Source organism: bacterium (genome assembly GCA_030699905.1).
GTDB lineage: Bacteria > Patescibacteriota > Minisyncoccia > Phycocordibacterales.
Window position 1 is genome coordinate 80,807 of record JAUYKQ010000010.1, and the last position, 11,714, is coordinate 92,520.

Genomic DNA, 11,714 nt, shown 5'->3' on the forward strand with positions numbered 1-11,714 from the left:
ACTTTACGACTTTCTGGACTTTAAGGACTTTCTTACTTTATGAACTTTATAAACTTTATGAACTTTCAACTCTTTATACAATATCCGCAAAGTACCTCTCGGTTTTCTTGAAAAAATATACTCCGACAATAAAGAGGAGAGCTGTCGCGCCGAATGAAATTCCGAGAAGAAGCCAATTGACAGGTTCTGTTCCCAAAAGCGCGCCTCTCGCTCCTTTTATAACTCCCGTCATGGGATTTAGTGCCAGTACCCATGAGTACTGTCCTGCAATAGATGGGGGGTAGATGACCGGTGTTACAAAAAGAAGCATTTGTATGAAGTATGGAAGTATGTAGCGGACATCGCGGTACTTTACATTTATTGAGGCCAAGAAAAGTCCTCCGCCAACCGAAGCCAGAAAGGTTATAAGGAGAAGGATGGGTATAATAAGAAGTCCCGAAAGGGTCGGCATGTAGCCATAATAAAACATAAGGCCGAACAAAATTATCGATGCGATGGCGAAGTCAACAAATTTTGTTAGGACGCTCGCGATAGGGAGAATTAGGCGGGGGAAATAAACTTTCGTGACTATGGAAGCATTGGATATGAGAATGGTGCTGGTATCGGAAAGAGCGCTGGAAAAAAACTGCCAAAATAATAGACCTGTGTAAACGAAGATGGGGTAGGGGATGCCGTCTGACGGGACATTCAAAAGTCCTCCAAAGAAAACGCTAAATACCACCATTGCCACGAATGGCTGGAATATCGCCCACCCGGCACCCATGATTGTCTGCTTATATCGAACTTTGATATCTTTCCATGCCAAAAAATATAGCAGTTCCTTGTACCTCCAAATCTCTCGTATATCTTCCAGTGTGAAAGTTTTTTTGGGCCGTATGATTGTAGTGGTCATGGGATGAGTCGAAAGTTCATAAAGTTTATAAAGTCCATAAAGTCAGAAAGTCCATAAAGTTTAAAGTCCTTAAAGTCGAAAGTCCAGAAAGTGATAACGTTTTTCTTATTCTATTTCACTTTTAACTTTAAGGACTTTATGAACTTTTGACTAATTCACCATCTGTTTATTCTATCCACCACTTTCTTTTTCAGCGCAAGATATGATCCGACAGCGCTTTGTTCAAGGTCGGGAGAAACAATGCGAAGAATTTCTTTTCCCAATATGCGATATTGCCCTCCGACTTTGTTTGCTCTCAACAACCCGCATTTTAAGAGGCGTTTTACGGTACTATTGCTTATTTTCAGAATCTTTTGGGTTTCTTCTGTCGTATATACGGCTTGAGATTTTATTTCCTCACTCATCTGTCAATTTTAGTTCAAAGTGGTAAAAGTGTCAACAGGTGTCAAAAAGAGTCAGTATATAGTACTTAAAGTCGAAAGTTTATAAAGTTTATAAAGTCCATAAAGTCGGAAAGTCAAAAGTCCATAAAGTCCGTAAAGTCATAACATTTTTATTATTCTATTTCCTTTTAACTTTAAGGACTTTACGGACTTTCGACTCTATTCTCCCCACTCTGTTTCCAAGTATTCCGTAAGAGCTTCTTTCCAACCTCTCATAAGGCGCGTCTTGGAGGTAGCTGACTCGTTCTTTACGCGACGGGCGGGAAGGTGGAAGTAATCCGATTTCACATGAATGGCTTTTACCGAAGGTTTCATTTTGGCTATTATATGTTTTGCCACATCAAGTCTGCTACACGACCCTCCGTTTGTAAGATGGAACACACCTTTTTTATTTTTCAATATCAAGGTCTTGATTGCGGAGATGATATCTTTTCCGAAAGTCGGAGAGCCCGATACGTCCGCGTGGGCCTTAATTATGCTGACATCATCTTTCTTAAGCTGGGCAAGTATATTTGACACGAACTTCTTGTCTTTTTTAGGTCCTCCGCCGAACATCCAGCTGGATCTCGCGATAATATGGTCTTTGAGCATGCCTTGGACGATGAGTTCTCCAGCGTATTTGGAATGACCGTAAACATTTTGAGGATTGGGAACGTCATTCTCCGCGTAAGGTCCTTTTTTTGTACCGTCAAAGACCCCGATTGAGGAGATGTAAACAAGCTTCGCACCCACTTCTCTCGCGGCCAAAGCCACATGATAGGTTCCAATAGTGTTCACAAGGTAGGCCAAAGAAGGATTGATTTCGCCCGCGTCCAGGTCCGTCATGGCTGCCAAGTGAATAATAACTTTCGGTTTGTGATGTTTTACGGCCTTCATCACCGACTTAAGGTCGGTGACGTCAAGCGTGGCGTGGCTGGTTTTTATGCCGAAATCAATGTATGAGCCAGCCATGCCCCCCGCGCCCGTAATTAAGGTCTTGGGCATTTTTTCTTTTTTCATATATTAAAAGCAGTTTATCAAGAGAAGTGGCTAAAGTCCATAAAGTCAGAAAGTCCGTAAAGTCCATAAAGTCAGACTTTAAGGACTTTCGACTATGTTACTTTAAGCTATTTACATACCACGCATAAGTAGAAGCGATCCCATCGGCTAATCCTATTTTGCTTTTCCAGCCAAGAGCGTTAATTTTGGAGACATCAAGGAGTTTTCTTGGCGTACCATTCGGTTTGGATTTGTCCCATTCTATTTCTCCTTCAAACCCGACTACCTCTTTTATCATTTTAGCCAATTCCGCAATGGATATATCGCTTCCGGTTCCGACATTGATTATTTCCGAGTCATCGTATTTTTCCATTAAAAACAGACATGCTTCGGCCAAATCATCAACATGTAAAAACTCTCTCTTGGATTGGCCTGTCCCCCATAACAACACTTTTTCTTCGCCGTTTATTTTTGCTTCGTGAAATTTACGAAGCAGGGCGGGGAGCACATGCGAATTTTCCAAATCAAAGCTGTCATTTGGACCGTATAAATTTGTCGGCATGGCGGAAATAAAATTGGTGCCATATTGTCTGTTGTATGATTGGCACATCTTTATTCCCGCTATTTTTGCGATTGCATACGATTCGTTCGTTTCTTCAAGCGGACCAGTCATCAAATATTCTTCCTTGATAGGTTGTGGCGATTTTTGAGGGTAAATGCAGGAGCTTCCCAAAAAAATAAGTTTTTTAACCCCGTTTAGGGCAGAGCTTTGGATTATGTTGTTTTGTATGCATAGGTTTTGGTAAATAAAATCAGCGGGAGTTTTTTTGTTGGCCAGTATTCCTCCCACCTTGGCGGCGGCCATAAAAACATATTCGGGTTTTTCCTTGTAGAAAAAATCCGCGACGGACCTCTGGTCGCATAGGTCAAGTTCCTGCCGTGTTTTCAGTATCAGGTTATGGTATCCGCGCCTTTTAATAAGTCGCGCCAGCGCGGAACCTACAAGTCCTCTATGTCCGGCAACGTAAATTTTAGATGATAAGTGCATAAAGTAAGAAAGTTCATAAAGTCCATAAAGTCAGAAAGTCCGTAAAGTTCATAAAGTTCTTAAAGTAAGAAAGTCCGTAAAGTCAAAAAGTCAAAAGTCCGGAAAGTCAGAGAGGCGGATTATTTTTTTGATTCTTCTTTCAGATCCGCTTCGGCCATTATTTTCACCAACTCTTTGAAATTCACTTCCGGTTTCCATCCGAGCTCTTTTCGCGCCTTGCTCGCGTCTCCGAGCAGGATATCAACTTCAGCCGGCCGGAAATACGCGCGGTCTATTTCTATGATTATCTCTCCCGTTTTGGCGTCAACTCCTTTTTCCTCCGTGCCTTTTCCTTGCCACTGAATATCCATGCCAAAAAACTTTCCGCATTCTTCTACAAATTCTCGTACGCTTCTGCATTCTCCCGTTGCCAAAATAAAATCATCCGGTTTATCGTGCTGGAGCATTAGCCACATGCCGTAGACATAGTCCTTGGCGAAACCCCAGTCGCGCTTGGCGTCCAGGTTTCCCAAATAAAGTTTTTTCTCTTTTCCGAGTTTTATTCTAGCGAGTCCTCTGGTGATTTTTTTTGTTACGAATGTTTCTCCTCTGCGTGGGGACTCGTGATTAAAAAGTATTCCGTTTGAGGCAAAAATCCCGTACGACTCCCTGTAATTTTTGGTTATCCAGTACGAATAGACCTTCGCGCATCCGTAAGGAGATCGGGGATAGAAAGGCGTGGTCTCTTTTATGGGGGTTTCCAAAACCTTACCAAACATTTCGCTTGAAGAGGCCTGATAGAATTTTGTCTTTATTCCGCTTCCTTTTATCGCGTCCAATATTCGCAAAGCGCCAAGTCCTGTTACATCTCCGGTGTATTCGGGTATATCAAAACTGACTTTGACATGACTTTGCGCACCCAAGTTATATATCTCGTCCGGATTTATCTTTTCAATCATTCTATTTATATTGCTACTGTCAGCCAAGTCGCCGTAATGCAAATAGAGCTTCACTCCGTTTACGTGCGGGTCTTTGTATAGGTGGTCTATGCGAGATGTGGTGAAAGAGCTGGCTCTTCTTATTACTCCGTGCACCTCGTAACCTTTTTCAAGCAAAAGTTCCGTAAGGTAGGAGCCATCCTGACCGGTTATTCCTGTTATTAACGCTTTTTTCATTTTTTATGCATACTCTTTCCGTGAATATGAAATATTCTCAATAATTACGACACTTAAAAACATGTACAATATCTCTATCGCATTTTTCGCTCTATTTTAGCATATTTAGGTTGTAACTGCTCATTCCCCAAAAGTGGCTTTTCCCTCCTTTTACTCGTTTCGCCGAAGCCGGCATATGCAATTTATTGTTTTTCTTATTCCCCCTTTCCTAAAGGGGGTGTCCGAGTCGCCGAGGACGGGGGATTTAAGAGAAAAAATCCCTCCCCGCCTAAGAAGGCGGTTCTCCCTTTACAAAAGGGAGAATTCAAAAAAATGCGTAAGTTCTATTTTAAATAAAAAACTTTCTTTGATTATGTTATATTATTATCACCATGACAAACAAAATCCTTAAATTCATTTCTTTGGGTTCTCTTTTTCTTGTGCCATTTGTGCCACTTGTTGTTGAATCGTCTTTCTTTTTTCCTTTTATAACAGGCAAAGGTTACGCTTTCCGCCTGCTTGTGGAGATCTCCTCTGTCGCGTGGCTAATCCTCGCGATAAGGGAACCGTCATACCGCCCCAAATGGTCTGGGATAATGTGGTCGGCGCTTGCCTTTATCTCTATCATTTTCGTCGCCGACCTATTGAGCGCCAATGTATTTAAAAGTTTCTGGTCAAATTTTGAAAGGATGGAGGGGTGGTTTTTGATTTTGCATCTTTTCGGATTTTTCGTCGTTTCAAGCTCTCTACTTAAAACCCACCTGTCTTGGGCAAAGTTTTTTCACACTTTCCTCGGAGTCGGTCTTTTCGTTTCCCTTTACGGTTTAGTACAGCTTTACGGAGAACTTGTAATAAACCAAGGGGGAATGCGCGTGGACGCCACTTTCGGCAATGCCATATACTTGGCTGTGTTTTTGCTTTTCCTGATCTTCATCTCTTTTTTTATGCTTTCGTCTTCGCTCATAAGTCGGGGTGATAAGTTTTTCTCCATACTGCAGTCGTACGCTTTAGGAGCCACTTTGTTTCTCGCTTATCCTTTCTACTATCGTGACCAACTGATAAAAGAAGGGGCGGAAGGGGCGGTTCCTCTTTTTACCGGTCCCGCCATGAAGTTCTTGTTTCTTTTATCTTTGGTCGTTTTGATTTCGGTTATCTATCTATATATAAAGAGAGAAGCGTTTGGAGAAAAGTTGAAGCAATGGATCATCATATCGGGATACGGGGTCTTGATTTCCGTGTTCGTATTTGTTTTGTTTAACACCGCCACTCGTGGGGCTGTATTGGGGCTTGTCGGCGGGATTCTTTTGTCCACGGTCGCAATAGCCCTGTTTGAAAAAGTTCGTAAGAACTTGAGAAAATCGGCGATTGTCGTTTTGACTGTTTTGATTTTGTGCATTTCAGGTTTTATAGTTCTAAAAGACACTGCGTTTGTAAAAAATAACGCAGTCCTTTCTCGGCTCTCCAGCATAACCCTCAAAGAGGGAAGTACCAGATTTACCATATGGGAAATAGCTTTAAAAGGAGCGAAAGAACGGCCGGTTCTGGGCTGGGGTCAGGAAAGTTTCAATCATGTCTTCAACAAATACTACGACCCGACTCTTTATAATCAGGAGCAGTGGTTTGACCGCGCTCATAACACTTTTCTTGATTGGCTTATAGCCGGTGGGATTTTGGGACTCTTTTCATATTTGTCGCTTTTCTTTTTTGCCCTCTATTATTTATGGGATAGGCACAAGACAGACGTTACGGGGTTTTGGGCCAAATTCGTTTCGTTTTTTTCGCCGAGACGAGAGAAAACGTTTGACCATACGGAAGCGGCGATAATGACGGGACTTTTTGGCGCCTACGCTTTTCAAAGTATTTTTGTTTTTGACAACCTTTTAAGCTACATAATGTTTTTTTCTGTTTTGGCTTATTTGCATTCAGTTTATGGCGAAGAGAAAAGTTATTTGGACAAGTTTTGGGAGGTGGCAAGAAGGCGCTTTGCCTTTTCTTTCGCGACTGTTGTCGCTATTTTCGTTTTAAGTTTCTGGTTTTTTGTGGCAAAGGGAGCTTTGGCTTCGGGTACTCTCGTAAAGGCCACTAGACCGCAGCAGGGGGGGGTGGATAAAAACATCGCTCTTCTTGAGAAGGCCTATTCGTTTGACACTACAGGCAGGCAGGAAGTGGTTGAACAGACCATGTCTTTGGCCGCTCAAATAGCAGGTTACTCTGATTCGAAAGGAAGAAGTGATTTTTTGGATTTCACGGAAAAACTTTTGGACAAGGAAATAGAGGGAAATCCTAACGACCCCCGTCTGTGGATGTTTAAAGGATACTTTCATCAGAACTTGGGACAGGCGGGCAGGGCGCTTCAGGCCTTCTCAAGAGCCGTGGAACTCTCGCCAAACAAACAGTCGCTTCTCATTCAAAGGGGTGTGGCGGAACTCATTCTCGGTAGGACTGAAAAATCCCTTTCTTCTTTTGAATTGGCATACAATCTGGCGACGTCTTCACGCGAGTCGCAAGTCGTCTACGCCGTCGGAGCCGTTTACGCTGGTAAAACGCAACTGGCCGATCGTCTCGTCTCTCAAATGAGGGAAGAAGACGCAAAGACAGGCACCGTCTTTGTTTCAGACATTCGTCTCGCGCAGACCTATTATGCGGTGAAGAGCTTCTCCAAGGCCATTGAACTTTTAGAAGAAGCGCTTGAGGCCAACCCTTCACTGATTGACTATCGTGAAATGCTTGCCGATGCCTATGCCGAAACCGGTAGAAAAGCCGAAGCCGTAGCCCAACTTCAAGAACTTAAAAAACTCGCGCCTTCCAAAGCGGGGGAGTATCAGGATAAGATAAACGGACTTAGGTAGGTCTGCCTAAATTTTTCTCCGGCAGGGAAATACTCGCGTTCCATTGATGGAATGTAAATAATTCTTTAATGTCCTCACATACACTAATTAGTGTATGTGAGGACACACGTAGTTCTCTCTTTTTTCTGATTTTTCCTTTCTTAAATCTTATTCCTCCTATTCCCCCTTTCGTAAAGGGGGTTGCCTTGGGGGATTTGCGCTAAAGGATGGTGGTCATTTATCTCGAGTGAAATTGAGGGATTCTGATGATGGAGGATTTGCGGAAAAAAAAGGGGGGGAAGAATTTTCAATTTTCAATTTTCAATCAATTTTCAATAAATCAATTTTCAAACAAACAAGCAAAGAGGGACGAATACTGCTTACGAATTTGATGCATTGAAAATTTCGGGATTTGATCGAAAATTGCAAAATTGAAAATTTTTTCTGCTATTCTTATATGACGGAGGAATTAAAAATCCCTCCCCTTCGTCCCGTTAGAAACTTCGTTTCTAACGGGGCTTTCTATAACTCGGGAAGTCAAAAGTATTTTTCGGGCATGGACATTACTCGCTTTAGCTTCTTGATTGTTGAAACAGAAAATTATGACTTGGTCTGCATTTCGGACGAACACTAAAATAACCCAAAGTCATATTTGCGACAAAGTATCTGCATATGTAAGCGTTACGCAAAAAAATAAATTTGCTTTATTTTTTTTGGCAACCTTGCTGTGCTTCTCTGAAAAATAAGTCAAAGTTTTCCGCACTGCTGAAAAAAAATTTCTAAAATCTTAAAAACAAAAAAATAATAAGGCGACTGTAAAATGCAAATCATGAGCTAAAAATCATCGTAAAAAAGTTCAAAAACAATAAAGAAGTTATGTCAAACTATGTTAAGCCACTGGCGCTTAAATTAAAAATTGCCGTTACAACAAATTTAGGCAACGTAAATACAGTTTAGGCAAATATCTGTTGTCGCGTGTCTGTAAAGTGAGAAGGACATTCAAAAATATTTGGGTTGCAACTTGGCCATTTTATACTACTAAACATTGATAAACAGGAATATATATTAATATTAACTCTATAGACCTCTATTAATCTTTATAAAAAATATTCATCTAAACCTACATTTTCTCCTTTTTTACATTTTTAATATTTGACAACTTTTTTCTTGGTTTGGGAATGGGAATAAAATTTTTTAGGCATTACGTTTTTACAAAAATTTGGAGAACTTTTTAGAAATTGTTTATGGTTCTCGCTTGTCCGAGAAGTTGTTATTTTTCCACAGTTTCTCTTTACTTTGACGCGAATAAAATTATAAAATTAGTTTACGAATTTGAAATAAAAAAATGCAGTCGGAAATAATTTTTGACAACAAAAAATTCCTGTCATCACGCGAAGCCGCGCGACTTGTTAAGTATACTTCCGACTACGTTGGGCAACTTTGCCGTCAAGCAAAAGTGGAGGGCAGGAGAGTCGGACGTGTTGGGTACGTTTCCGAGAGTTCAATTCTCGCTCACAAAAATGAAAACGACTCACATGAAAAACATCATTCCGTCGGAAAAATTTTCGCAGGCACACATGACGCTGAAGTTCGTGGGGAGTCCATTCCTGATGAGTCCGGAGGGTTGAAAAATGCTTCGGGTATACGAGAGGGGGCGGGTGGCGAAGGAGGCGAGTCGCGCCAAAAAGACGAATTTGCTCAAGAGATTTTTTCCGCCAAACATGATGATGCCAAATATCATACGAATGTCCTTTCGGGCGAGTCCCATAAGCCCCTTGTATTTAAAGATATCTCGGACGCTATCTCGGATACCCGAGATAACGCCCGAAATAACGATAGGGTGGAAGATGAAAAAAGTAGGGTCTATAAATACTCCAAAGACGAGCGTCCGCTCTTGCCGGTTATTGGAAAGCAAACGAACCCCGCGGTCTGGGGTGTCATACCTCCAACGTTTGAGTTTAAAAAATTCAGTGGTAAGTTTTCCGACGCCAAAAAAGCTCCTATTTCCCGTTCCGGAAATTTTGTTTATAGAGATTTATTCAAAAAGACCTCTGCCTTTGCTATGGCGGTTGTATTGATAGTCATTCCTTTCGTGGCAGGGAATTATTTGAAGGAAAAAACTGAATATATTTTGGCTGTGGTGAAAAATGGAGCAGACCGAGCATCTTCTTTTTATGATTTTTCTTTTGTCGCGACGGAGAGGATAGTAAAAGAGACCTACGTATTCGCTTCTCGCGTTCCTTTGTATTTTGAAACAGGTCTTATGACGAGCGCTGTATATTCGCTTGATAAATACGATGAACTTTCCGAGTCGGTGTCGGAAATTTACGATAACCCGAAATTGGCTTTTGAAAAAACCGGTCGCGTCGCTTTGTTGACAACATGGACAATTTCTAAAAATGCTTCATCCTCTTATTTACGTTTCGTGTCTTCGGCCTCTGAATCGGTCGTCTCTTCGTTTGAAAACGCCTATCGGGGAATTTACAATGCCCGGCATTCTTTTTTGAACCAAGCCAAAACGATGGCGAGGTCTTCTTTATCTTCTACGGCCTCTTCCGCTACCGGAGGACTTCGCGGATTTTTCGGCACAGTACGTGATTTTGTGGCAGGACTTTTCGGTGGCCAACAAAAAGAGAGCGAGGAGGAAGAAAAAATCTTCGCTTCCGAAAGTCCTTCTGAAAATGAACAGGCGAAAAAAGACGCCGATGATAAAGTCAAAGTTGCCACAAATTCAAAAAATCAAACAACATCTTCGTCCGTGACTGTAGTAGAAAAACCGCAGACCATTATCCGTCAGGTTACAGAGAACGTCACTTACAGCGGTATCACGGTGGACAAGTTTAACAGCGTCATAAAAGAAATAGAAGATAGATTGGCGACAATTTCAATTGATATATCTAAAGCCCAAACGTCTACCTCCGGCAACGCTACTTATATAAACAACGTGTACAACACAGTCGGCACGATGGGACGCATAGAACATCTGAAGGATTTGGATTTGGAAACGCCCACGATAAGGGGTGCTACTATTACAGGTTCAACAGGTACTTTTACCGGTAATATTTCTGTCGGTGGGGCACTCACGGTAACCGGCACGGCCACTTCCACTTTGGTGGCCGGAATAGATATAGAAGGAGGATGTTTCGCCATTGATGGGACTTGTATCTCAGGCAGTGGAGGAAGTGGCTCCGGCACCGTAAATTCCGGAACATCAGGACGGCTGGCATATTACGCAGGAACGGGAACGGAAGTATCCGAGACATCCGCCAATCTGTTCTGGGACAATACCAATGGGTTATTAGGCCTTGGCACCACCACCCCCGGCCAAAAACTTTCTGTAGCGGGAGACATTCTCGGCAACAACATCATCGGTAGCTATTTCACCGCCACATCTTCCACGGCGACTTCTACTTTCGCGGGAGGATTTACGATAAATACAAGCGGGTTTGTGTACGACTGGAGTTCGGGATTTGTCGGCATCGCCACCACCACCCCCGGCTCTCTTCTTTCAGTCGGAGACACTTCAGGCATCAACTTCACCACAGCCACTTCAACTTGGAACTCCACAGGAGGCATAAACCTCGCTTCGGGATGTTTCGCGATAAATGGTACTTGTATTTCAGGCAGTGGAGGAGGAGGCGATATCTCATCCGTCTCCAATTCCGACGGCACTCTCACCATTGACCCGACAACAGGCGACGTCGTCGCGTCTTTGAACCTCACAAACGCCAACACATGGTCTGCTCTCCAAATCTTCTCTCAAGCGTCCACCACCCGTCTTTCTGTCTTTGACACTGCATACTTTGGCGCCACAGCCACTTCAACATTCAATTCAGCCGGCGTACTTACTTTGGCCTCGGCTCTCGCGGAGACCTCCGGAGGCACGGGACAATCTTCCTACACAGAAGGCGACATTCTGTATTCCGACTCTTCCAACTCTCTGTCCAAACTCGGCATCGGCACAGGTGGCTTCGTTCTCGGCGTGTCAAACGGAGTACCCGCTTGGGTCGCCACCACCACACTCTCCACCATCTCAGGAACACTCTCCGTGGCTAAAGGAGGAACGGGACTTACGACATTTGGGGGGACGAACACTCTCCTTTACACCAGCTCGGCCGATACTCTGACATCAAATTCCAATTTTGTTTTTGATGGCACAAACCTCGGTGTGGGCACTACTACCCCCTACGCCAAACTTTCCGTCGTCGGCCCTGTTGTCGCCGAGTATTTCCATGCCACTTCAACTATTGCCACTTCTACTTTTGCGGGAGGGTTGAGTGTCGGAAACGGAGGATTAAACTACGACTGGTATTCGGGAATAACATCCGTAGATTCATTGGAACTCGGCGCGCTTTCATTCCCCGAAAATTCAGGAAAAGTAAGCTGGATTGA

At 42.9% G+C, this 11,714-nt stretch carries 7 protein-coding genes; 2 read left to right on the plus strand and 5 right to left on the minus strand.

Annotated elements, in window-relative coordinates; all coding sequences use genetic code 11:
* Nucleotides 1–73: 73 nt before the first annotated feature.
* The 5 genes from Q8P86_01750 to gmd form a co-directional block, all read right to left on the minus strand.
* Nucleotides 74–892: an ABC transporter permease gene (locus Q8P86_01750; GenBank protein ID MDP3996400.1), complete on the minus strand. Its 819-nt coding sequence runs from the start codon at nt 890–892 to the stop codon at nt 74–76.
* A 155-nt stretch (nt 893–1,047) separates the two neighbouring features.
* Nucleotides 1,048–1,296, minus strand: a complete 249-nt coding sequence (locus Q8P86_01755) for a helix-turn-helix domain-containing protein (GenBank protein ID MDP3996401.1) — start codon at nt 1,294–1,296, stop codon at nt 1,048–1,050.
* A 198-nt stretch (nt 1,297–1,494) separates the two neighbouring features.
* Nucleotides 1,495–2,334 carry an NAD(P)-dependent oxidoreductase gene (locus tag Q8P86_01760; GenBank protein MDP3996402.1) on the minus strand — a complete coding sequence of 280 codons (840 nt, stop codon included), beginning with the start codon at nt 2,332–2,334 and terminating at the stop codon, nt 1,495–1,497.
* Nucleotides 2,335–2,431: 97 nt separating this feature from the next.
* A complete protein-coding gene (locus Q8P86_01765; protein ID MDP3996403.1) occupies nt 2,432–3,361 on the minus strand; it encodes a GDP-L-fucose synthase in 930 nt (309 codons plus the stop codon).
* 119 nt (nt 3,362–3,480) lie between these two features.
* Nucleotides 3,481–4,515, minus strand: a complete 1,035-nt coding sequence (gene gmd / locus Q8P86_01770) for a GDP-mannose 4,6-dehydratase (protein ID MDP3996404.1) — start codon at nt 4,513–4,515, stop codon at nt 3,481–3,483.
* A 371-nt stretch (nt 4,516–4,886) separates the two neighbouring features.
* On the opposite strand from gmd, the gene Q8P86_01775 reads away from it, so the two are divergent.
* Nucleotides 4,887–7,343, plus strand: coding sequence for an O-antigen ligase family protein (locus Q8P86_01775; protein MDP3996405.1), 2,457 nt, complete (start codon nt 4,887–4,889; stop codon nt 7,341–7,343).
* A 1,324-nt stretch (nt 7,344–8,667) separates the two neighbouring features.
* Nucleotides 8,668–11,714 (plus strand): hypothetical protein (locus Q8P86_01780; protein MDP3996406.1); only part of this gene is annotated, 3,047 nt, incomplete at its 3' end.

Excerpts from the sequence above, each read along its gene's own strand:
- Q8P86_01750 (MDP3996400.1), bottom strand. The coding sequence starts at position 892 with ATGACCACTACAATCATACGGCCCAAAAAAACTTTCACACTGGAAGAT.
- Q8P86_01755 (MDP3996401.1), bottom strand. The coding sequence starts at position 1,296 with ATGAGTGAGGAAATAAAATCTCAAGCCGTATATACGACAGAAGAAACC.
- Q8P86_01760 (MDP3996402.1), bottom strand. The coding sequence starts at position 2,334 with ATGAAAAAAGAAAAAATGCCCAAGACCTTAATTACGGGCGCGGGGGGC.
- Q8P86_01765 (MDP3996403.1), bottom strand. The coding sequence starts at position 3,361 with ATGCACTTATCATCTAAAATTTACGTTGCCGGACATAGAGGACTTGTA.
- gmd (MDP3996404.1), bottom strand. The coding sequence starts at position 4,515 with ATGAAAAAAGCGTTAATAACAGGAATAACCGGTCAGGATGGCTCCTAC.
- Q8P86_01775 (MDP3996405.1), top strand. The coding sequence starts at position 4,887 with ATGACAAACAAAATCCTTAAATTCATTTCTTTGGGTTCTCTTTTTCTT.